This is a genomic window from Streptomyces sp. NPDC059003 (assembly GCF_042740445.1).
GTDB lineage: Bacteria > Actinomycetota > Actinomycetes > Streptomycetales > Streptomycetaceae > Streptomyces.
Genome location: NZ_JBHYJH010000137.1, coordinates 1 through 19,618, shown reverse-complemented (window position 1 = coordinate 19,618; position 19,618 = coordinate 1). Strand labels below are relative to the sequence as shown.

Below are 19,618 nucleotides of genomic sequence, written 5' to 3'. Positions count from 1 at the left end.
TGGATCAGATTCCCACCGAATAGCGTTGGGTCCACACCTGCATGTCCTGCACGAGGCTGTCCCACACGCCGGTGACGAGAAGGAGCCCGGTCACGATCATCATGCCGCCGCCGATCCGGATGACCCACACATAGTGCCGCTTCACCCAGCCGAAGGCGCCGAGCGCCTTGCGGAAGGCGACGGCCGCGACGATGAACGGGATGCCGAGGCCCAGGCAGTAGGCCACGCCGAGGATCGCGCCGCGCTGCGGGTTGGCGCCCTCGTAGGCCAGGGTGTTGACGGCCGTGAGCGTCGGCCCGACGCACGGCGTCCAGCCGACGGCGAAGAACGCGCCCAGTATCGGGGCGCCCAGGAGCCCGGTGGCGGGCTTCTTGTGGAAGCGGAACTCGCGCTGGGTGAGCCAGGGCATCAGGCCCATGAAGAAGATGCCGAGCAGGATCATCACCACGCCGAGGATGTGCGTGATGGTGGTCTGGTGCTCCCGCAGGGACTGGCCCATGGCGCCGAAGAACATCCCGGCCGGGACGAAGATCGCGGTGAAGCCGATCACGAAGAGGCCGGCCCCGGCGACCATCCGGCCACGCTTCGCCTCCTCCAGGTCCTGGCCGGTGACCCCGGTGACGTAACTGAGGTAGCCGGGCACGAGCGGAAGCACGCAGGGCGAGAAGAACGAGACGAGCCCGCCGAGCAGCGCGACCGGGATGGCGAGCAGCAGCGCCCCGTTGAGGATGGTCTCGTTCTGCCCGGCCACGGCGAGCGTGAGGCTGCCGTCGAGGACGGCGGAGGTGGTGACGGAGGCGGACAAGTCGATCACTTCTCCGCGATCAGCGGGTTGATCATCTTGTACAGCTTCTCCTCGCTGAGCGCCTGCTGCGAGCGGGCAGCGATCTTCCCCTCGCGGTCGATGACGAGCGTGGAGGGGATGAAGTTCGGGTTGAGCGTGCCCCGCGGGAAGCGCAGCATCAGCTTGCCCATCGGGTCGTACAGGCTCGGGTACGGGATGCCCTTGTCCTTCTCGAAGGAGATCGCCGGACCCTTCTCGGCGTCACGCGCGTTGATGCCGACGAACTCGACGCCCTTGGACTTGGTCGCCTTGGACACCTTGGCGAAGGTCGGCGCCTCGGCCCGGCAGGGCGGGCACCAGGAGCCCCATACGTTGACCACGAGGACCTTGCCCTTGTAGTCGTCGAGGCTCAGCTTCGAGCCGTCGAGGGTCTCGCCGTCCAGGGTCGGCGCGTCGTCCCGGTCGCCCTTCTTGACGGTGGAGATGCCGTCGGACCCGATGACGAAGTTCGTCTTGCCGGAGCCGCCGGAGGTGCCCCCCGAACTGCACGCCGACAGGGTCAGGGCGGCGGCCGCCGCTCCCGCCGCCAGCAGCGTCAGACGACTGCGACGGCTGTGGGCACTGCGGTCGAGACTGCGGTTCTGGCTGCGGGGGGCGCGGCAGGCGGCACTCATGTGAAAAGTTTCGCATGCCCGATTCGGGGATCTTCGACGCCCCCCGCAGTTGCGGAAAGTCCCATTTCAGACAGGGTTTCCGGCTGCTTTTCGGACCGCTCAGGCGGCGTTGCCCGAGTCCTTCTCGGCGTCCGTGCGGTTGCCGGAGGTGGCGCCCGCCAGATAGCTCTTCCAGCCGCCCGCGGGCTTCTGCCCGACCTCGAGGCCGCGCAGCTTCGCCAGGATCTCGGGCTTCTGCACGTCGAGCCAGTCCACGAACTGCTTGAAGGAGACGAGGCGTACGTCCTTCTTGCCCGCCATGCCCTTCAGGGCCTCCTCGACGGCGTCCATGTAGATGCCGCCGTTCCACTCCTCGAAGTGGTTGCCGATGAAGAAGGGCGCGCGGTTCGACTCGTAGGCGCGCTTGAAGCCCGCGAGGTAGGCCTCGGTGGCCTGCTTGCGCCAGCCCGGGTAGTTGGCCGGCGGCGCCTTCGTCGAGTTCTTCGACTGGTTGGCGAGGATGTTGTAGTCCATCGACAGGACCTCGAAGGAGTGGCCGGGGAACGGCACGGCCTGCAGCGGCAGGTCCCAGATCCCCATCTTCTTCTCGGGCCACTTCTGCCGGCCGCCCGGCGAGGACGCGTCGTAGCGCCAGCCCAGCTTCTTGGCGGTCGGAAGCAGCTTGTCCTGGCCGAGCAGGCAGGGGGTGCGGCCGCCGACGAGCTCCTTCTCGTAGTCGAACGGCAGCGGCGGCAGGTCCTTGAAGCCCGTGTTCGTACGCCACTTCTTCACGAACGACTTGGCCTGGTCGATCTCGCTCTGCCACTGCGCGGGCGTCCAGTTGGCGACGGATCCGGTGCCCGCGCAGAAGTGCCCGTTGAAGTGCGTGCCGATCTCATGGCCTTCGAGCCAGGCCTGGCGCACGTACTTCAGCGTGTCCTTGATGTGGCCGTCGGTGAGATAGCCGATGTCGGAAGCGCCGACGGCGTTGTTCGGCGGACGGTAGAGCCGCTTCTTGGATTCCGGCAGCAGATAGAGCCCGGAGAGGAAGAACGTCATACGGGCGTCGTGTTCCTCGGCGAGCTTCAGAAAGCGCGGGAACAGTCCGTTGCCGACCTCGCCGGCGCCGTCCCAGGAGAACACGACGAACTGCGGCGGGGTCTCGCCCGGCTCCAGGGGGCGCGGGGCCTTTGGCTGCTTGGGCTGCTTGCCGGTGAATGCCGTGGAGCCGTCGCCGATGGGCTTCGCGGGGCGCTCCGGCGTGGCGCCGCCGCCCTTCCCCTTGTCGCCCGTCGAACCCGCGTCACCGGAGCCGGAACCGCAGGCGGTGAGACCGAAGGCCGCCGCGGCACCGATGCCCAGGCCTATCGCTCCCCGGCGGCTGAGGGCACCGCGGCCCGCGGCCACCGCCTCGCCATCCATGTCGGTCCGGCTGTCGTCGCGCATTCCATCCCCATTCGTCGCGCCCTCAGTAGTGCAAAGGACAACCACTTAGAGGGCACGACGAAGAGCCGGGTTCCGACGAAGACGGACATATTTGGGGCTATTACAGAGACCAGACATTCCGCGTCATAGGGTGTCGACGCCATTACCCGGCGCGCATAGCGCACGCATAGCAACGGCACAGCGAGGCGCGCGGCGGGTTCGCGCCCCGAAGGGGCGCGGGGAACTGCGCGCCCAGCCCAAGACAGCCCGCAGATTCCCCCAGCTCAGCACAGCGCAGCGCTCACGCACCAAACGCCTTGCTCTTCCCCTTCACCGGCTTGGCGCCCGCCAGCAAATGCCTGGGGACGAGATCCCGCGCAGGCTCCGAATACCCCACCGAAACGATCTTGTCGCCGCGATAGGTGAACGACGTGAGAGAGGCAAGCGTGCACTGCCGCTTGCGCGGATCGTGCCAGAGCCGCCGCTTCTCCACGAAGCTCCGCACGATCCAGATCGGCAGCTGATGGCTGACGCACACCGCCTCGTGCCCGCGCGCCGCGTCCCGCGCGGCGTCGAGCGCCCCCATCATCCGTACGACCTGCTCGATGTACGGCTCGCCCCAGGACGGCTTGAAGGGGTTGACGAGGTGCTTCCAGTTGTCCGGGTTCTTCAGGGCGCCGTCGCCGACGCCGAAGGTCTTGCCCTCGAAGACGTTGTCCGCCTCGATGAGCCGCCCGTCGGTGGCCAGGTCGAGGCCGTGCGCCTTGGCGATCGGCGTCGCCGTCTCCTGCGCCCGGTCGAGCGGCGACGCGACGACGTGCGTGATGTCCCGCGACGACAGGTGCTCGGCGACCCGGTCGGCCATCTGCCGGCCGAGGTCGGAGAGGTGGTAGCCGGGGAGCCGTCCGTAGAGGATGCCCTCGGGGTTGTGCACCTCGCCGTGGCGCATCAGGTGGACGACGGTCAGCTCACTGTTGTCCGCGTTGTCCGCGGTGCCGGCGGCGCTCACGCGGCGGCCTCCGTCGCCTCGGCGGCGGCACGGGCGGCGGCCGGGAGGGCCGCGGCGATCCGCTCGATCGCACGCTCGTCGTGCGCGGTGGACACGAACCAGGACTCGAAGGCCGACGGCGGCAGATACACGCCCTGCGCCAGCATCGAGTGGAAGAACGCGGTGAAGCGGAACGACTCCTGCGCCTTCGCGGCGTCGTAGTCGCGCACCGCGCGGTCCGTGAAGAACACGGAGAACATGTTGGACGCGTTCTGCACGCGGTGGGCGACGCCCTCCTTGGTGAGCGCCTCGGTCACCAGCGAGCGCAGCCGCGCGGAGACGGCGTCGACCTTCTCGTACGCCGCGTCGTCGAGGAGCCGAAGCTGGGCGAGCCCGGCGGCGGTGGCGACGGGGTTCCCGGACAGCGTGCCCGCCTGGTAGACGGGGCCCGCGGGCGCCAGGTGCGCCATGACGTCGGCGCGGCCGCCGAACGCCGCGGCGGGGAAGCCGCCGCCCATGACCTTGCCGAAGGTCATCAGGTCCGGCACGACGCCGTCGACCCCGAACCATCCGGCCCTGCTGGTGCGGAAGCCCGTCATGACCTCGTCGGAGATGAACAGCGCGCCGTTCTTCGCGCAGGCGTCCTTGAGTCCCTGGTTGAAGCCGGGGCCCGGCGGCACCACGCCCATGTTGCCCGGCGACGCCTCGGTGATCACGCAGGCGATCTCGCCGGGGTAGGTGTGGAAGGCCTCGTGCACCGCCTCCAGGTCGTTGTACGGCAGGACGATGGTGTCGCCCGCCTGCGCGCCCGTGACGCCCGGGGTGTCCGGCAGGCCGAAGGTCGCGACGCCGGACCCGGCGGCGGCGAGCAGCGCGTCCACGTGCCCGTGGTAGCACCCGGCGAACTTGATCACCTTGGCGCGGCCGGTGAACCCGCGCGCGAGCCGGATGGCGGACATCGTCGCCTCCGTGCCGCTGGAGACGAGCCGCACCTGCTCGACGGGCGCGACGCGGTCGACGATCTCCTCGGCGAGCGCGACCTCGCCCTCGCCCGGCGTGCCGAACGACGTGCCGCGCGCGACGGCCTCCTGGACGGCCGCGGTGACCTCGGGGTGTGCGTGCCCGAGGATCATCGGACCCCAGGAACACACGAGGTCAACGTACTCACGGCCGTCGGCGTCCGTCAGGTACGGACCGGTGCCGGACACCATGAACCGGGGCGTACCGCCCACGGCGCGGAACGCGCGCACGGGCGAGTTCACACCGCCGGGCGTCACGGCCGAGGCGCGGTCGAAGAGAGTCTGCGAAACTGGGGCGCTATACGGGAAGCTCACATGAACCATGGTGTCAGAGCGTCCGGACATCGTGACCGGGCCTCCTGTACGGCGGCTTTCCGCATGCTCCCGCTCCTGATGGGGCGGGTGTGCGGAAATCCTGTGGACTGGTGTTTCACCCCACGTTTCGGCGGGTGACCGTGGGGGAGGTCACTGACACGATGATCGGGTTGCGCGGCGGGGCCCGCGCGCCTTAGAAAAGCAGTCGGGTGGAGATATGCAGCGCGGTGGTGGACTGGGCGAGGGGACCGACGGCCTGGGTCCCCGGCGTGCCCGGCGGGGCAAGCACCGGCGAGATGCAGAGGCGGCGCAGGGCCACGAGCAGCGGGCGCCGGACAGGGTGCGCAGAGAGCGCCCGGGAAGCAGGAGCGGCGGGGTGGGGGTGACCTACAAATACTTCGGAGCCCCGGACGGCGCGACCGCGGCCCGCGTCCCGATCTCGATGCGCCCCGAGGAGCTCGGCGGTGACGAGCTCGGCATGGGCGGCATGTTCACGAAGATCAAGCCGGAGACGATGGCGGCGATGGTCCTCACCGGCATCGAGGGCATACCCCTGCACAAGGTCCCGCCCCTCGAACTGGTCGTGCTCCACCCCGACTACGCGGTCGTGAAGCTCCCCATGACGGTCGTCGACCCGCTGCGCGGCATCGGCGAGGAGTCGGTCGGCGCCGCGGCCTTCATCTGGTCCACGGTCCCCGACCGCGGCGGCCCCCGGGACGCGTTCAACGTCTACCAACTCCTGCACGAGTGGCAGGACTTCAGCCACCGCCTGCACGACGCAGGACACCAGGCGTACTGCCTGGTGTGGCCCTGACCCACTCCCCCGACGCCGCGTCCTTCGTAGGCTGGGTTCATACGTGTCATGCGTCGGCCGGCGGCAGCGCCGCTTCGCGGAATCGCCGTAGCGCAGCGTCGGGCGCCGTCGTCCATGCCGGGGGAAGGGGCGACGAGGTGGGCGTCGCGGCGCTCGGCACCTGCGATCGCGTCGGACCGGCGTGAGGTGAGCATGTACGGCCATCCCGCGCCGGTGCCCGAAGGGCTGTGGGTCACGGCCAGGGTGCTCGCCCCTGGAGCGCCGCACCAGGACTGGATCCAGCTGGAGGGCGCGAACCCCCACGAGTCCCTGGATCGAGGCCGGATTCAGCGGCTCCGGAGTGTGGGACCCGGTCGCGCGGCGGATCGTGGGCATGGTCATCGCCACGTACCGCAACACCCGTCAGGACAGGGCGGCTTGGATGCTGCCGATGCAGGCGGCGGCACGCCTGTGGCCTCCGCTGGCCCCACTGCTCGGCGGGTCGGCCCCGCGAATCCCGCGGCTCGACGGGTCGGCCCCGCAAGCATGCACCCCGGGGCCGGATCCCGAGCCTCCCTCCGACCGTCACCAATTCGCCCTGGCCGACGCGCTCGTCGGCGCCCTGCGGATGCTCGACGACACCTCACAGCCGGCGCGGGCGGCCCCCGCGCTCTTCGACGACCTGTGGCCGGCGGCTCCGGGCGGCGATGACCGGTGACTCACTCCTGGGGACCGCCCAAGACCGCGTGCGCGTAGGGGTCGCGGCCCGTCCCCGCGAGCAGCCGCTCGAACGTCGACGCGCCCTCCGGGACCGGCACCGGATCGCCGAACATGCCCATGGCGCGGGCCATGGGCGCCATCTCGCCGACCGCACCCCACAGCACGTCCAGGACGCGCAGCATGTCGCCGTCGGCGGTGCCGTACTCCTGGCCGGTCGCACGAGCCAGGTCCCAGGCGTGCACGGTCAGGTCGAGCAGAACCATCGCGCCCACGGTGGCCGCCGGGAGGCCCATCGCGCCGGTCGTGCCCTCGTCGGCGCCCGGCGCGGACCAGGCCCCGACGAGCCCGTCGGCCTCGTCGGCGAAGCGCTCACGCCAGTCGGCGCCCTGGGCTACGCGGTCCGGAGTCGACGTGAAGTCTGCGCCCTCCTTGGCGGCGAGCGACTGGAACTGCACCACTACGTGGAACAGATGGTTCACGAGGTCCTTGACGTCGTAGTCGGCGCACGGCGTGCGGGCCGTGAGCTGTTCGTCCCCGATGGCCCGGACCACCGGGATCGCGCGGGCGGCGGCGACGGCGATGAGGTCGCCGAGTGTGTGTTGTTGCGTGTCCATGCCGCGACCGTACGGAGGGGGCGGTAGGCACGGCTTGAAGAAACACGACACCCTTCGCGGCACCCCACGCAGGGGCCCACCCAAGGCGACCCCCCGCGCGGACGTACCGGCCGCTGTCCGACCCCCCGCATACGATCCCGACATGTCAGGCCCCACACCCCGCCGCGACACCCGCGGCATCGTCGACGCGCCCGCCCTGATGCGGCACGCACGGTTCCGGCGGCACGCGCCCGCGGAACCGCTCCGGCACTGGATCGAGCACTACTGGCTGATCGACTGGGACCTGCCCGAGCCGTACGTCTCCCACGTGGTGCCGCACCCGTCGGTGAACGTCGTCTTCCAACTGCTCGGCGACGGCGTCCCGTTCGGGGAGGTCGCGGGGGTCGGCCTCGGTCTGTTCCGCAAGGAGCTGGCAGGGCGGGGCAGAGTGTGCGGGGTGCAGTTCCGCCCGGGCGGATTCCGGCCCTTCACACCGGGCCTCGCCGTGACAGAGCTGACCGGACGTCACGTACCCCTGAAGAACGCCTTCGCCGGCGCACTCGTACCGAGGGACGTGGCGCGGGACGTGACGGGCCCCGACGACGAGCACGCGCGCGTGGCGGCGCTCGACCGCTTCCTGCTGGGCCTGGCCCCCGAGCCCGACCCGCAGGCCGACCTCGCCATGAGCCTCGTCGACCGGGTCCGCACCGACCGCGCCGTCCGGCGCGTGAGCGACCTCGCACGGACGGAGGGCGTGTCCGTGCGGGCGCTCCAACGGCTGTTCTCCCTGTACGTGGGAGTCGGACCGAAGTGGGTGATCCTGCGCTACCGCATTCATGAGGCTCTCGAACGCGCCGAAACGCAGACGGCGGTGGACTGGGCGGGCCTCGCGGCTGATCTCGGGTACGCCGACCAGGCCCATCTCGTCCGGGACTTCACCGCGACCGTGGGGGTGCCGCCGACCGCGTACGCACCCCGGTGAAACAGCAGGTCAGGGGCCGTTGTCAGACCCTCCCCCTACCGTGGGGACATGGAGCGGACGACTGCGGAAGCACAGGCGGAACGCGTACGGCTCGTGCCGTACGGCGAGGACGACTTCGACCAGCTGGTCCGGCACAACACGCCGGAGATGACCGACCACTTGGGCGGCCCCGAGTCGCACGAGAAGCTGCTCGACCGGCACCGACGGTATGTCGAGCTCGACGGCCGCGGGCAGATGTTCACGATCGTCGCGGACCCGGACGGCCCGGCGGCGGGCCTCGTCGGCTTCTGGGAGACGACGCACGACGGCCAGGAGATCTGGGAGGCGGGCTGGGGCGTCGTCCCCGAGTTCCAGGGGCGGGGCATCGCCGTCGCCGCGACCCGGCTCGTCGTCGCCGAGGCCCGGCGCGCCGGACGCCACCGGTTCCTGCACGCCGTCCCCGACGTCGCCAACGCCGCGTCCAACGCGGTGTGCCGCAAGGCGGGCTTCACCCTGCGCGGCACGGGCGACTTCGAGTACCCGAAGGGCCGGTGGCGGCAGTGCAACGACTGGGTGATCGACCTGAGACAGTGACCCGCGCGGAGGGCACTCAGAAGTAGTACGAGTCCCCGGTGTCCAGGGCGAGGACGACCCGGTGGTTGTTCGCGGGGTTGCCGTCCACCGCGCCGCCGCCCCACGCGGTGTCCACGGTCAGCGTCACCTCCTGCCCGCCGCCCTTCAGCGGCAGGACCAGGTCCAGCGGCTCGCCCCACCCCCCGGCGGGCAGCGCGCCGGTGCGGCACAGCACCCCCCGGCCGCCCTCCCGCACGCACGCCCCCGGCAGCCGCCCCGCATCAGCGAGCGGCGCCGACGACCGCAGCCGGACCGTGGCGTCGCCGACGTCGGACGGCCCGTGATTGCGCGGCGTCAGCGAGACCCGTACCCGACCGTCGGACAGGGCGACGTACCCGTGAAAGGCGAGATCGGCCTCCCCGCGCACGGGACCCCGCCCCGCGGGCACGGCCCCCGCGCCCCCGCTCCCCCACAGCAGGGCCCCCACGACCACGGCCCCCACACAGAGCTTCCGCACAGCAACCTCCACCAGCGCCCGGCCTCGTCCCTGTCACCTATGCCACCCCTCGCCCCTCCCGTCCCCTCCGAACCCGGCATGCCACCCTGTTGACCATGCTGATCGCCCGCTCCGCCGCCCTCTTCGCCGTCGCCGCGCTGTTCGAGATCGGCGGGGCGTGGCTGGTGTGGCAGGGGGTGCGGGAGCACCGGGGGTGGGTCTGGATCGGCGCGGGCGTCCTCGCGCTCGGCGTCTACGGCTTCGTCGCGACGCTCCAGCCCGACGCGGAGTTCGGGCGGATCCTGGCGGCGTACGGCGGGGTCTTCGTGGCGGGCTCGCTCGCCTGGGGCGCGGTCGCGGACGGCTACCGGCCCGACCGCTGGGACGTGATCGGCGCGCTGGTGTGCCTCGCGGGCATGGCCGTGATCATGTACGCGCCGCGGGGCGACTGAGGCCGCCCGCCTATCCTGGCGGGACAGCGACAGAAGCAGCACCCAGCGCATCGTCACCCGCGTACGCCCCCGTACGAGCCCGCCCCGAGGGAGCAGCCCCCATGCCGTCGAACGCCGCACCGCCCCGTAAGCCCGGCATCGCCGTCGTCACCGGCGCCAGCAGCGGCATCGGCGCCGCGACGGCACGCGGCCTCGCGGCGGCCGGGTACCGGGTCGTCCTGACGGCCCGCCGCAAGGACCGCATCGAGGCCCTCGCGGCCGAGCTGACGGACGCCGGGCACAGCGCGACCGCGTACGAGCTCGACGTCACCGACCGCGCCGCCGTCGACACCTTCGCCACGGCCTTCCAGAAGATCGCGGTCCTGGTGAACAACGCGGGCGGCGCGCTCGGCGCCGACCCGGTGGCGACCGGCGACCCGGCGGACTGGCGCCAGATGTACGAGACCAACGTCATCGGCACCCTGAACGTCACCCAGGCCCTGCTGCCCGCCCTCACCGCGAGCGGCGACGGCACCGTGGTCGTCATCTCCTCCACCGCGGGCCACGCCACGTACGAGGGCGGCGCGGGCTACGTCGCCGCGAAGCACGGCGCGCACGTGCTCGCCGAGACCCTCCGCCTGGAGATCGTCGGCACCCCCGTCCGCGTCATCGAGATCGCGCCCGGCATGGTGAGGACGGAGGGCTTCGCGCTCACCCGCTTCGGCGGCGACGAGGAGAAGGCGGCCAAGGTCTACGCGGGCGTGGCCGAGCCGCTGACCGCCGAGGACGTCGCGGACACGGTCACCTGGGCGGTCACCCGCCCGCCGCACGTGAACGTCGACCTCCTCGTGGTCCGCCCCCGCGCCCAGGCCTCCAACACCAAAGTGCACCGGGACCTGTGATGACCCAGTCCTCCGACGACCCCGGCACCCCCGCGGGCTCCCCCGACTCCCCGGACCCCCTGGCGCGGCTCACCCACGAACAGGAGTCCCGCCGCCTGGCCCAGGAGAAGAAGAACGAACGCCTGGTGTGGTGGTACCTGGCGTACTTCCTCTTCGGCATCCACATCGTGGCGTTCGTCATGATCTACGCGGTGTCCCACGCGAAGTAGGCGCCCCGCATCGAGCGGGTTCCGCGGCGAGCGGCCGGACCCCGCGCCGCGCGCCACCGGCCCCCGCGCCCGGGCGTCAGCCCTTCACGCACACCACCTGCTTGAGCTTCGCCACGACCTCGACCAGGTCGGTCTGCTGGTCGATGACCTTCTCGATGGACTTGTACGCGCCGGGGATCTCGTCGACGACGCCCGAGTCCTTGCGGCACTCCACGCCCCGCGTCTGCTCCTCCAGGTCCTGCGTGGAGAACCGCTTCTTCGCGGCGTTCCGGCTCATCTTGCGGCCCGCGCCGTGCGAGGCGGAGTTGAAGGACGCCTCGTTGCCGAGGCCCTTCACGATGTACGAGCCGGTGCCCATGGAGCCCGGGATGATGCCGTAGTCCCCGGAGCCCGCGCGGATCGCGCCCTTGCGGGTCACCAGGAGGTCCATGCCGTCGTACCGCTCCTCCGCCACGTAGTTGTGGTGGCAGGAGATCTCCTGCTCGAAGACCGGCTTGGCCTTCACGAACTCCTTGCGGATGACGTCCTTGAAGAGCGCCATCATGATCGCGCGGTTGTACTTCGCGTACTGCTGCGCCCAGAACAGGTCGTTCCGGTAGGCCGCCATCTGCGGGGTGTCCGCGATGAACACCGCGAGGTCGCGGTCCACCAGGCCCTGGTTGTGCGGCAGGTCGCGGGCGACGCCGATGTGGTGGTCGGCCAGCTCCTTGCCGATGTTGCGGGAGCCGGAGTGCAGCATCAGCCACACAAAGCCTTCGCCATCGATGCAAACTTCGCAGAAGTGATTCCCCGAGCCGAGGGTGCCCATCTGCTTGGTGGCCCGTTCCTCGCGGAACTTGACGGAATCGGCGATGCCGTCGAAGCGCGCCCAGAAGTCCTTCCACCCCGCACTGGCAAAGCCGTGCAGCCGCCCCGGGTCCACCGCCTCGTCGTGCATCCCCCGCCCCACCGGAATCGCCTGCTCGATCTTCGAGCGGAGGCGGGACAGGTCGGCCGGCAGGTCGCTCGCCGTCAGGGACGTCTTCACCGCCGACATGCCGCAGCCGATGTCGACGCCGACCGCGGCCGGGCACACCGCGCCGTGCATGGCGATCACGGAGCCGACGGTCGCGCCCTTGCCGAAGTGCACGTCCGGCATCACGGCCAGGCCCTTGATCCACGGCAGCGTGGTCACGTTCCGCAGCTGCTGCATGGCCGCGCCCTCTACCGTGGACGGGTTCGTCCACATCCTGATCGGTACGTTCGCGCCCGGAACCTCTACGTACGACATAGCGTCCTCATTCCCCCGAAACCAAACAAAAGTCCAGAAACGCAAATGCCGGTGCCAAGGTCGACGAATGGGAAAACGGACCGGCATCCACGGCAGCGCGTGCGATACACATTGTGTCCACCAGTCGCCCGCCGGCGGCAACCCAATATGCAGGCCGGACGGGCCCCGGCCACGTCGAGAGGAGCCACCACGGTGCAGCGGAAGGTCTACGTACCGGGCGCCGTCGCGCTCCTCGTGGCGCTGCTCGCCGGCTGCACCGGCGGCTCGGGCGCCGACGGCGGTGACGACGGCAAGTCCGGCGACTCCGCGGGCTCGACCCAGGCCGCCGAGCCCGGCAAGTACCGCACCCTGCCCGAGCCCTGCGGCACCGTCGACCGGTCGACGCTCGACGCGATGCTGCCCGGCATCAAGGAGATCGGGGACGACACGCAGCGCGAGAAGGCCTACGAGGGCGCCGCCACGGTGACGTACGACACCGACCGGCGCGTGGGCTGCCGCTGGAAGGTCGAGTCGGCCGACGCCACGCACCATCTGCTCGTCGACTTCGAGCGCGTGGTGTCGTACGACGGCGCGGTCAGCGACGACAGCCGGGCCGAGGAGGTGTACCGCAGGAAGCTGCGCGACGCGGACATCCCCGAGCCGACGGAGTCCGAGCCCGGCTCCGACGAGCCCAGTGACTCCTCCTCCCCGTCCGCCTCCAAGGGCGCGTCCGACGAGGCCTCCGGCGACGCCAAGCCGCAGGGCGGCCCCTCCGCGGAGGCCAAGGCCGGCAAGGGCAAGAAGGGCGACGGCGCCGCCAAGGACGACGAGGACGAGGACGGCGGCAAGGACGACGACAACGACGGTGACAAGGGCGAGGACGAGTCGGATGATTCGGGCGAACCATCCGCTTCCGGCGACGACGCAACGCCCGCGGGACTCGAACCCCGCCCCCTGGACGACCTCGGCGACGAGGCCTTCCTCGACGACGTGCTCACCACCGCCGCGTCGGCGTCCCGCCACCGCACGGTGACTGTGGTCTTCCGCACGTCGAACGTCATCGTGACCGTCGAGTACGACGAGCAGCCCGCGCGCCGCACCGAGGCCCCGGACTCCAAGGAAATGCAGGACAGCGCGCGCGAACTGGCGGACGACCTCTCCGACAGGTTCGACGGCTGACGGCCGCCGCGGGCCGGAGGCGACTGCCGGGAACCCGGTTCACCCGCGTCGCTCACCGCGTACGGTGGCCCAACGGACCCATCGGGCCCGGCCCGCCCGGACGCCCCGAGCGAACACGAGTGAAGGAACCATGCACCGACCCGCACAGCGACAGCGACAGCGACTCACCCGCGTTCTTGTGGGCGCGGCCGCCGTACCGGTGATCCTCTTCGCCTCCGCCTGCAGCAGCGACGACTCCGGCTCCGGCTCGGACGACGCCAAGAAGGACTCGGGCTCCACGTCCTCCGCGTCGCCGTCCGCGAGCGCGGGCGGTCAGGCCGAGACGGTGGAGAAGGCCGCGTTCGCCAAGCTTCCCGAGCCCTGTGACGTGCTCTCGAAGAAGACGCTCGGCGGCCTGGTGCCCGCCGCCAAGGACAAGTCGGGCAAGACCGGCACGTCGGACGATGTGTCCACGCGCGGCAACTGCACCTGGGAGAGCCTCGACGACAACGGCGTCGACGGCTCCCAGTTCCGCTGGCTGCGGGTCTCCATGAACCGCTTCGACTCCGACCAGTCCCTCGGCAGCGGTGCCAAGCGCGCGCAGACCAACTTCGCCAAGCAGGTCGCGGACGCCCAGGCGGTCAAGGGCGCCAAGGCCGTCAAGACCACGCCGCTGCCGGGCACGGGCGACCAGGCGACCCTCGTCAGCTACCAGCTGACGAAGGACAAGGAGACCTTCCACAACCAGACCCTCGTCACGCGCGTCGAGAACGCCGTCGTCGCGGTCGACTACAACGGCGCGGGCCTCGCGGGCGACGCCCAGCCGAAGGCCGCCGACCTCGCCAAGGACGCGCAGAAGGCCGCGAAGGAGGCCGCCGCGGCGGTCGTCGCCGCGAACAAGGCGGGCGGCGCGGGCGCTTCGGACAAGCCGAAGACCGGCGACAAGCCGAAGGCCGACGACGAGTCCAGCGACAAGGACGCCGACAAGTCGGGCCAGGGAGCCAACCCCAAGGCCAAGAGCGAGTAGCCCGAGCGGCGAGCGGCGCGAGTAGCCCGAGGAGCGCGCGGCCCGAACAACACACCTAGAGCGGCGTGCTCTCGTCGCCCCTGAACGCGGCGCCATGGCCGGGCACGATCAGGTCCGCCACGGCGAGCACCCGCTGCCGGGAGGCGCGCAGCAGCGCACGGTCCGGGGCCACGGGGTCGTCCGCAGGACCGTTCGCGTGCCACCACAGGTCGCCGGCGAAGGCCACCACGCCGGAGTCCGTGCCCGCGAGCAGCGTGATGTCCTCGGGGCTGTGTCCGGGGGTGCGGATCAGCCGCAGGGACGGCGTGAGGTCGTAGCCCTCGGCGTCCCGGTTGTGCCACTGGTCGCCCCGGTACTCCACCTTGTGGTCATGAACGCGGGCCTGTGCGAACAGGCCCGCGTTCATCGTGTTGTCCGGGTGGTGGTGACTGAGGACGACGTCGGTGATGTCGTCGGGGCCGAGGCCCAGTCGCGCGAGCGGGGCGAGGATGTGGTCGCGGGTCGGCACCATGCCCGGGTCGAAGACGACGTGGCGGCCCGCGTCGGCGACGTAGGAGACGGTCGCGGCGACGCCGGGCCCGGTGGAGCCCACGTAGCCGGTGGTCAGGATCTGGAATGCGGCGCTGCGGCCGAGCGGTGCGTCTGTCATGCCCTCCATCCTTCCGAGCGGGTCAGCCGCCCACGAGTGGCATCGCTGCCTACGATCGCGGGATTCGTGCCACGCGTGCCGGAGCGTGTCAGACTGCGCGCGTGCCGCCCTTCGTGAACGTCGCCGCGTACGTACCGCCCGGAGCCGGCCTGCTCGCCGTCGGCATCGTGACCGAGGTGTTCGCTCCGCACGGCGAGGGGCTGCCCGGCTTCGACTTCGCCCTGTGCGCCGAGCGGCCGGGCCCGGTCCCCACCGACGTCGGCGTGCCGCTCGCCGTCGCCCACGGCCTGGACCGGCTGGCCGCCGCCGATCTGGTGATCGCCCTGCCGTGGGCCGGGTTCCGTACGCCGCCCGCGCCCGCCGTGCTCGACGCGCTGGCCACCGCGCACGCGCGGGGCGCGCTGGTCGCGGCCCACTGCGTCGGCGCGTTCGCGCTCGCCGCCGCGGGGCTGCTCGACGGCCGCCGGGCGACCACCCACTGGCGGTTCGCCGGGCTGCTGGCCGAGCGCCACCCGGACGTCGTCGTCGATCCCGATGCCCTGTACGTCGACGAGGGCACCGTCATCACGGGCGCGGGCGCCGCCGCGGGCTTCGACATGTGCCTTCATCTGCTGCGGCGGGAGTACGGGGCGGCGCTCGCCAACGCCGTCGCCCGTGACATGGTGCTGCCCTCCCACCGCGACGGCGGGCAGGCGCAGTACCTGGCGGCGCCCGTGCCCGAGGACTGCCGGGACGAGCGGCTCGCCGAGGTGCTCGCCTGGGCCCGCGCGCACCTCCACGAACCGCTGCCCGTCGCGGAGTTGGCCCGGCGCGCCATGATGAGCAAGCGCTCCTTCGCCCGCCGCTTCACGGCCGCGACCGGCACCACTCCGGGCGCCTGGCTGCGGAGCCTGCGGCTGAGCGGCGCCGAGGAGCTCCTGGAGACCACGGACCTGCCGGTCGAGGAGATCGCCCACCGGGTCGGGTACGGCAGCGCGGCGGTCCTGCGCGAACAGTTCGTACGCCGCCGGGGGGTGCCGCCGCGCTCGTACCGCCGCTCGTTCACCAACGCGCCCTAGAACAACGGACGTTGACCACCCGACGTCAGGCGTGCTGAGCCCGGTCGTACACCTTCTTGGCGGTGGTCTTGAACAGCTCTCCGTACATCTTGGTCGGCGTCAGGGAGTCGAGGGAGCTGTTGACCGAGACCAGGACGCCCTTGCCGGTGGCGGCGTCGAAGTCGGCCAGCCACGGGCCGCCGCTGGAGCCGCCGCTCATGTCGCAGGGGATGAACTGCTGGCCGTGCTCCTTCTTGGCCGTGCCGACGCAGTGCAGGAGTTCCTCGCCGCGCTGCGGGCGCGTCGCGGAGTAGCCGAACGCGGAAATGGCGCCGCCGACGGGCCGGTTGAAGGCGATGGGCCGGCCGCCCACGACGTCGGTGAGCCTACGGCCGCGCTTGTCGGCGTCGACGGCCAGCGCGGACATGTCGTTGACGGAGTCCTTCTCCCAGGTGCGCGGGGTCGCGGCGGAGCGGACCGCGAAGACGCCGTACGGCTTCTTGCCCTTGCTGTAGCCGGGGGCGAAGACCATCGCGGTGTTGGTGTTGAAGGGGGACGAGCCGCGGCGTACGCAGTGGGCCGCGGTGATCACGGCGGAGCGGTTGGCGCTCTTCACGGCGGTGGCCGTGCACCAGGTGTCGGCGCCGTTGGCGTTGACGAAGAACAGCCGTCCCACGGTCTTCAGCGTGGTGCCCCGCCACGGCTTGGCCTTCGGCCCGGTCGGGCCGAGGTCGACGGACTTGCCGACGTTCTTCATGCGGGTGGGCGTCCAGTAGGCGAGGGCGTCCTTGCGCTCCCGGGCGGTGTACTTCAGGACGGAGACCGGGTCGGCCGCGGCGGCGCGGGGCTTGCGGGCGTCGGCCGCGGGTGCCTGGCCGGTCGCGGCCGCCGCCGGGACCGGGGCGGCGAGGACGAGGGCCGTGCCGGCCACGGCGAGCCCCGTGGCCCAGCGACGCGGCGGCCGGATCACGGAAGGGGATGTCTCGGGCATGGCGGGTGTCCTTAAGAATGTGAGGCGGTCCGGGAGGGTGAAGGGCGAGCGGACGAGGGCCCCGGCGGCTGGTCGCGCGGACGCTATCGGCGGATGACCGAGCGGATCCAGGAGAGCTGCTGGGACACCTCTCCGGCCTCGGCGCTCTTCTCCCGGTCGGAGCCGTTGAAGACGCCGATGAGGGTTTCGGTGCCCCGCGGGCCGATGGTCATGACCGGGCCTCCGGAGTCGCCCCCGGCGGGAATCCCGGACACCTTCTTCATGCAGAAGTCGGGGCCGCCCGGTGCGGTGTGGCCCGCGCACAGCGGGTCGTTCGGCTTGACGACCTTCAGCTTCGACTGCTTGAGGACGGGAGACTGGCAGGCGCTCTCATCGGTGGTGCAGGTGGCGCCCCACCCGTACTGCCGCACCAGCTGGCCGCGCTTGACGCCGACCTTGGACAGGCGTGCCGTGGGGACGTTCATCGGCGCGACCTTGATGAGCATCATGTCGGCGTGCGCGCTGCCCACGCGCTTGCGGGGGATGGGGCGGACCGTGGTGCCCCTGCGCATGTCGAGGTTGCCCACCCGGAACGAGATCCGCTTGTCGGCGACCGGCTGTGCCTGCTCGTAGAAGCAGTGCGAGGCGGTGAGGATCCACTGGCGGCTGACGGCTGTGCCGGTGCACGCCGGTTTGCCGTCGACGAGCATGCGCACGGCCCACGGGCCGTAGGTGCTCTTGGACCCGCCGATGACGGCGGAGGCCGGAGTGGACGACATCACCGTGCCCGCGACCAGCGCCAGGGCGGTCAGCAGCAGAACATGCAAGCGACGCACCATGCAGAACAACTCCTCTCAAGGGGGTACAGCCGTACGGACATGGAGAGACCCCGCCGAGCAAAAGCGTTCCGCACAAGTGCTACGACATCGCAACAGCAGCGGGACGGGCCCCGAGGCCCGCGCGGCGCAGCAGACCCCGTCGACAGACCAGTTGGACAGCTCCCCGGCCGTACCGGGCCACACGCTCCCGCACAGGTGTGCCAGGATCGCTCGCAACACACCGAACAGGGAGGGGTTCGCGGGTGGCCGCGATGCAGCTGACACGGACGCACCGGATACTCATCGGCGTCGTCATCTTCGGTGCGCTCGTCATCGCCGGAATCGGCTTCGCGGGATCGTACGCGGCCGTGCGCGAGCTGGCCGAGAAGAAGGGCTTCGGCGACTTCTCGTACTTCTTCCCCATCGGCATCGACGCGGGCATCTGCGTCCTGCTCGCCCTCGACCTCCTGCTGACCTGGCTCCGCATCCCCTTCCCGCTGCTGCGCCAGACGGCGTGGCTGCTCACGGCGGCCACGATCGCGTTCAACAGCGCCTCGTCCGACGACCCGCTGGGCATGGGCATGCACGCCGTGATCCCCATCCTGTTCGTCGTCGCCGTCGAGGCCGCGCGGCACGCCATCGGCCGGATCGCCGACATCACGGCCGACAAGCACATGGAGGGCGTGCGCATCACGCGCTGGCTGCTCTCCCCCGTCCCCACGTTCCGCCTGTGGCGGCGCATGAAGCTGTGGGAGCTGCGCTCCTACGACCAGGTCATCAAGCTGGAACAGGAGCGGCTCGTCTACCAGGCGCGCCTGCGCTCCCGCTTCGGCCGCCGCTGGCGCAGCAAGGCCCCCGTCGAGTCCCTGATGCCCCTGCGCCTCGCCCGGTTCGGCGTGCCGCTCACCGAGACCGCCCCCGCGGGGCTCGCCGCCGCGGGCATCGAACCGCCCGTCCTGCCCCCGGCTCCGGCCGCGCCCCAGCAGCCGGAGCTGACCGCCGCACCCACGCCGGAGCCCGCCGAGTCCGCGCCCACGCCCGCGCCCCTGCGCAAGGCCGAGGCCGAGGCCGAACCCCCCGCCCCGGAGCCCGAGCAGGAAGCGGTCCCCGTCGACCACTCCAGCCCCTGGTTCGCGACCCAGAACGCCCCGCACCCGCAGGGCCAGGCCCCGGTGTCGTACGCCCCGGAAGCGCCGTACGACGAGTGGTACGAGGAGCACCAGGACCACGAGGCGTACGAGACGTACGAGCAGCAGGCGTACGCGGAGCAGGCCGAGGCCCCGCACCACATGGCGCCCGACTCCCCCGAGTTCCGCGTCCCGTCGGGCCCGGGCCGCACCCGCCCGCTGGCGAACGCCCACTTCATCCCGAACCCGCGCGAGGAGCAGAACCCCGCCCAGGGCGCGGCACCCCAGCCCCAGCCCCAGCAGCAAGCGCAGCCGGAACCCGAACCGCTGCCGGAACCGGCGGCGGAGGCCGACGGCCCGGGCCTGCCCGACGACATGACCCGCGAGGAGGCGTACTTCAACGCCTTCCGCAAGTACGTGAGCGAGCTGGGCGACTACCCCAACGCCCGCCAGTTCAGCCTGTACCTGATGGACCTGTACGGCGTGACGGGCCAGGCGGGCGGCCCGCTCACCGAGAGCACCCTGCGCCCCTACCTGCGCGGCTTCCGCGACCGCTACCAGCAGGACCTCGACGCCGAGGAACACATCGCCTAGGCCGCCCACCGGCTTTCCCACCCGCCCGCCCGTTTCTGCCCTCACGCGAGGCGAACGCCTCTGGTGGGGCTTGGCCGCCATCGGCGTCTGCGGGGCCCGCAGACGCCGATGGCGAACAGCCCTCACG

General features: G+C 71.4%; 22 protein-coding genes. 11 read left to right on the top strand and 11 right to left on the bottom strand.

Annotated features, from left to right (window positions below; all coding sequences use genetic code 11):
• Window positions 1–4: 4 nt before the first annotated feature.
• The 5 genes from ACFWZ5_RS34290 to hemL form a co-directional block, all read right to left on the bottom strand.
• Window positions 5–805 carry a cytochrome c biogenesis CcdA family protein gene (locus tag ACFWZ5_RS34290; RefSeq protein ID WP_384891713.1) on the bottom strand — a complete coding sequence of 267 codons (801 nt, stop codon included), beginning with the start codon at window positions 803–805 and terminating at the stop codon, window positions 5–7.
• Between the two features lie 5 nt (window positions 806–810).
• Complete coding sequence (locus ACFWZ5_RS34285; RefSeq protein ID WP_384798577.1) at window positions 811–1,458, bottom strand: TlpA family protein disulfide reductase; 648 nt, start codon at window positions 1,456–1,458, stop codon at window positions 811–813.
• 99 nt (window positions 1,459–1,557) lie between these two features.
• A complete protein-coding gene (locus ACFWZ5_RS34280) occupies window positions 1,558–2,883 on the bottom strand; it encodes a hypothetical protein (protein WP_384798574.1) in 1,326 nt (441 codons plus the stop codon).
• A gap of 280 nt (window positions 2,884–3,163) precedes the next feature.
• A complete protein-coding gene (locus ACFWZ5_RS34275; RefSeq protein WP_384798592.1) occupies window positions 3,164–3,811 on the bottom strand; it encodes a histidine phosphatase family protein in 648 nt (215 codons plus the stop codon).
• Window positions 3,812–3,867: 56 nt separating this feature from the next.
• Window positions 3,868–5,193 (bottom strand): glutamate-1-semialdehyde 2,1-aminomutase, encoded by a 1,326-nt coding sequence (gene hemL / locus ACFWZ5_RS34270; protein WP_384798590.1) that lies wholly within the window; start codon window positions 5,191–5,193, stop codon window positions 3,868–3,870.
• A 367-nt stretch (window positions 5,194–5,560) separates the two neighbouring features.
• On the opposite strand from hemL, the gene ACFWZ5_RS34265 reads away from it, so the two are divergent.
• The gene (locus tag ACFWZ5_RS34265; protein WP_016640275.1) at window positions 5,561–5,998 is read left to right on the top strand and encodes a hypothetical protein; all 438 of its coding nucleotides are present in this window, start codon (window positions 5,561–5,563) and stop codon (window positions 5,996–5,998) included.
• A gap of 373 nt (window positions 5,999–6,371) precedes the next feature.
• Window positions 6,372–6,695, top strand: coding sequence for a hypothetical protein (locus ACFWZ5_RS34260; protein WP_384798571.1), 324 nt, complete (start codon window positions 6,372–6,374; stop codon window positions 6,693–6,695).
• Between the two features lies 1 nt (window position 6,696).
• Here ACFWZ5_RS34260 and ACFWZ5_RS34255 read toward each other — a convergent pair whose 3' ends face one another.
• Window positions 6,697–7,311: a TIGR03086 family metal-binding protein gene (locus tag ACFWZ5_RS34255; protein ID WP_384798568.1), complete on the bottom strand. Its 615-nt coding sequence runs from the start codon at window positions 7,309–7,311 to the stop codon at window positions 6,697–6,699.
• A gap of 142 nt (window positions 7,312–7,453) precedes the next feature.
• Between ACFWZ5_RS34255 and ACFWZ5_RS34250 the strand changes: the two genes are divergently transcribed.
• Both ACFWZ5_RS34250 and ACFWZ5_RS34245 read left to right on the top strand, forming a co-directional pair.
• Window positions 7,454–8,272, top strand: a complete 819-nt coding sequence (locus ACFWZ5_RS34250) for a DUF6597 domain-containing transcriptional factor (protein ID WP_384798565.1) — start codon at window positions 7,454–7,456, stop codon at window positions 8,270–8,272.
• A 48-nt stretch (window positions 8,273–8,320) separates the two neighbouring features.
• Window positions 8,321–8,845 carry a GNAT family N-acetyltransferase gene (locus ACFWZ5_RS34245; RefSeq protein WP_384798562.1) on the top strand — a complete coding sequence of 175 codons (525 nt, stop codon included), beginning with the start codon at window positions 8,321–8,323 and terminating at the stop codon, window positions 8,843–8,845.
• Between the two features lie 16 nt (window positions 8,846–8,861).
• Here ACFWZ5_RS34245 and ACFWZ5_RS34240 read toward each other — a convergent pair whose 3' ends face one another.
• Entirely contained in the window at window positions 8,862–9,341 is a 480-nt protein-coding gene (locus tag ACFWZ5_RS34240; RefSeq protein ID WP_384798559.1) for a hypothetical protein, read from the bottom strand.
• 95 nt (window positions 9,342–9,436) lie between these two features.
• On the opposite strand from ACFWZ5_RS34240, the gene ACFWZ5_RS34235 reads away from it, so the two are divergent.
• From ACFWZ5_RS34235 to ACFWZ5_RS34225, 3 genes are all read left to right on the top strand, one after another.
• Complete coding sequence (locus ACFWZ5_RS34235; protein WP_384798556.1) at window positions 9,437–9,772, top strand: YnfA family protein; 336 nt, start codon at window positions 9,437–9,439, stop codon at window positions 9,770–9,772.
• A gap of 101 nt (window positions 9,773–9,873) precedes the next feature.
• Entirely contained in the window at window positions 9,874–10,653 is a 780-nt protein-coding gene (locus tag ACFWZ5_RS34230) for an SDR family NAD(P)-dependent oxidoreductase (protein ID WP_384798554.1), read from the top strand.
• Window positions 10,653–10,862, top strand: coding sequence for a hypothetical protein (locus tag ACFWZ5_RS34225; protein WP_384798551.1), 210 nt, complete (start codon window positions 10,653–10,655; stop codon window positions 10,860–10,862). The genes ACFWZ5_RS34230 and ACFWZ5_RS34225 overlap by 1 nt, the downstream gene beginning before the upstream one ends.
• A 76-nt stretch (window positions 10,863–10,938) precedes the next feature.
• On the opposite strand, the gene ACFWZ5_RS34220 is transcribed toward ACFWZ5_RS34225, so the two are convergent.
• Window positions 10,939–12,132 (bottom strand): RtcB family protein, encoded by a 1,194-nt coding sequence (locus tag ACFWZ5_RS34220; RefSeq protein WP_384798548.1) that lies wholly within the window; start codon window positions 12,130–12,132, stop codon window positions 10,939–10,941.
• A gap of 192 nt (window positions 12,133–12,324) precedes the next feature.
• Between ACFWZ5_RS34220 and ACFWZ5_RS34215 the strand changes: the two genes are divergently transcribed.
• Window positions 12,325–13,290: a DUF3558 domain-containing protein gene (locus ACFWZ5_RS34215; protein ID WP_384798545.1), complete on the top strand. Its 966-nt coding sequence runs from the start codon at window positions 12,325–12,327 to the stop codon at window positions 13,288–13,290.
• Between the two features lie 130 nt (window positions 13,291–13,420).
• Window positions 13,421–14,296: a DUF3558 domain-containing protein gene (locus tag ACFWZ5_RS34210; protein WP_384798543.1), complete on the top strand. Its 876-nt coding sequence runs from the start codon at window positions 13,421–13,423 to the stop codon at window positions 14,294–14,296.
• 55 nt (window positions 14,297–14,351) lie between these two features.
• Here the strand turns inward: ACFWZ5_RS34210 and ACFWZ5_RS34205 are convergent, their stop codons facing one another.
• Window positions 14,352–14,945: an MBL fold metallo-hydrolase gene (locus tag ACFWZ5_RS34205; RefSeq protein ID WP_384798540.1), complete on the bottom strand. Its 594-nt coding sequence runs from the start codon at window positions 14,943–14,945 to the stop codon at window positions 14,352–14,354.
• Window positions 14,946–15,046: 101 nt separating this feature from the next.
• Here ACFWZ5_RS34205 and ACFWZ5_RS34200 point away from each other — a divergent pair, with 101 nt between their 5' ends.
• Window positions 15,047–16,003, top strand: coding sequence for a GlxA family transcriptional regulator (locus ACFWZ5_RS34200; RefSeq protein WP_384798537.1), 957 nt, complete (start codon window positions 15,047–15,049; stop codon window positions 16,001–16,003).
• A 25-nt stretch (window positions 16,004–16,028) separates the two neighbouring features.
• On the opposite strand, the gene ACFWZ5_RS34195 is transcribed toward ACFWZ5_RS34200, so the two are convergent.
• Both ACFWZ5_RS34195 and ACFWZ5_RS34190 read right to left on the bottom strand, forming a co-directional pair.
• Entirely contained in the window at window positions 16,029–16,973 is a 945-nt protein-coding gene (locus tag ACFWZ5_RS34195) for a trypsin-like serine peptidase (protein WP_384798534.1), read from the bottom strand.
• Between the two features lie 83 nt (window positions 16,974–17,056).
• Window positions 17,057–17,791 (bottom strand): S1 family peptidase, encoded by a 735-nt coding sequence (locus tag ACFWZ5_RS34190; RefSeq protein ID WP_384798531.1) that lies wholly within the window; start codon window positions 17,789–17,791, stop codon window positions 17,057–17,059.
• A gap of 251 nt (window positions 17,792–18,042) precedes the next feature.
• Here ACFWZ5_RS34190 and ACFWZ5_RS34185 point away from each other — a divergent pair, with 251 nt between their 5' ends.
• Window positions 18,043–19,491, top strand: a complete 1,449-nt coding sequence (locus ACFWZ5_RS34185; protein WP_384798529.1) for a DUF2637 domain-containing protein — start codon at window positions 18,043–18,045, stop codon at window positions 19,489–19,491.
• The last annotated feature ends 127 nt before the right edge of the window (window positions 19,492–19,618 follow it).

Bases quoted from the DNA above. Each gene is read 5' to 3' on its own strand.
- ACFWZ5_RS34285 (WP_384798577.1), bottom strand. From the start codon at position 1,458: ATGAGTGCCGCCTGCCGCGCCCCCCGCAGCCAGAACCGCAGTCTCGAC.
- ACFWZ5_RS34280 (WP_384798574.1), bottom strand. From the start codon at position 2,883: ATGCGCGACGACAGCCGGACCGACATGGATGGCGAGGCGGTGGCCGCG.
- ACFWZ5_RS34275 (WP_384798592.1), bottom strand. From the start codon at position 3,811: ATGCGCCACGGCGAGGTGCACAACCCCGAGGGCATCCTCTACGGACGG.
- hemL (WP_384798590.1), bottom strand. From the start codon at position 5,193: ATGGTTCATGTGAGCTTCCCGTATAGCGCCCCAGTTTCGCAGACTCTC.
- ACFWZ5_RS34260 (WP_384798571.1), top strand. From the start codon at position 6,372: ATGGTCATCGCCACGTACCGCAACACCCGTCAGGACAGGGCGGCTTGG.
- ACFWZ5_RS34255 (WP_384798568.1), bottom strand. From the start codon at position 7,311: ATGGACACGCAACAACACACACTCGGCGACCTCATCGCCGTCGCCGCC.
- ACFWZ5_RS34250 (WP_384798565.1), top strand. From the start codon at position 7,454: ATGTCAGGCCCCACACCCCGCCGCGACACCCGCGGCATCGTCGACGCG.
- ACFWZ5_RS34245 (WP_384798562.1), top strand. From the start codon at position 8,321: ATGGAGCGGACGACTGCGGAAGCACAGGCGGAACGCGTACGGCTCGTG.
- ACFWZ5_RS34235 (WP_384798556.1), top strand. From the start codon at position 9,437: ATGCTGATCGCCCGCTCCGCCGCCCTCTTCGCCGTCGCCGCGCTGTTC.
- ACFWZ5_RS34230 (WP_384798554.1), top strand. From the start codon at position 9,874: ATGCCGTCGAACGCCGCACCGCCCCGTAAGCCCGGCATCGCCGTCGTC.
- ACFWZ5_RS34225 (WP_384798551.1), top strand. From the start codon at position 10,653: ATGACCCAGTCCTCCGACGACCCCGGCACCCCCGCGGGCTCCCCCGAC.
- ACFWZ5_RS34220 (WP_384798548.1), bottom strand. From the start codon at position 12,132: ATGTCGTACGTAGAGGTTCCGGGCGCGAACGTACCGATCAGGATGTGG.
- ACFWZ5_RS34210 (WP_384798543.1), top strand. From the start codon at position 13,421: ATGCACCGACCCGCACAGCGACAGCGACAGCGACTCACCCGCGTTCTT.
- ACFWZ5_RS34205 (WP_384798540.1), bottom strand. From the start codon at position 14,945: ATGACAGACGCACCGCTCGGCCGCAGCGCCGCATTCCAGATCCTGACC.
- ACFWZ5_RS34195 (WP_384798534.1), bottom strand. From the start codon at position 16,973: ATGCCCGAGACATCCCCTTCCGTGATCCGGCCGCCGCGTCGCTGGGCC.
- ACFWZ5_RS34190 (WP_384798531.1), bottom strand. From the start codon at position 17,791: ATGGTGCGTCGCTTGCATGTTCTGCTGCTGACCGCCCTGGCGCTGGTC.
- ACFWZ5_RS34185 (WP_384798529.1), top strand. From the start codon at position 18,043: ATGCAGCTGACACGGACGCACCGGATACTCATCGGCGTCGTCATCTTC.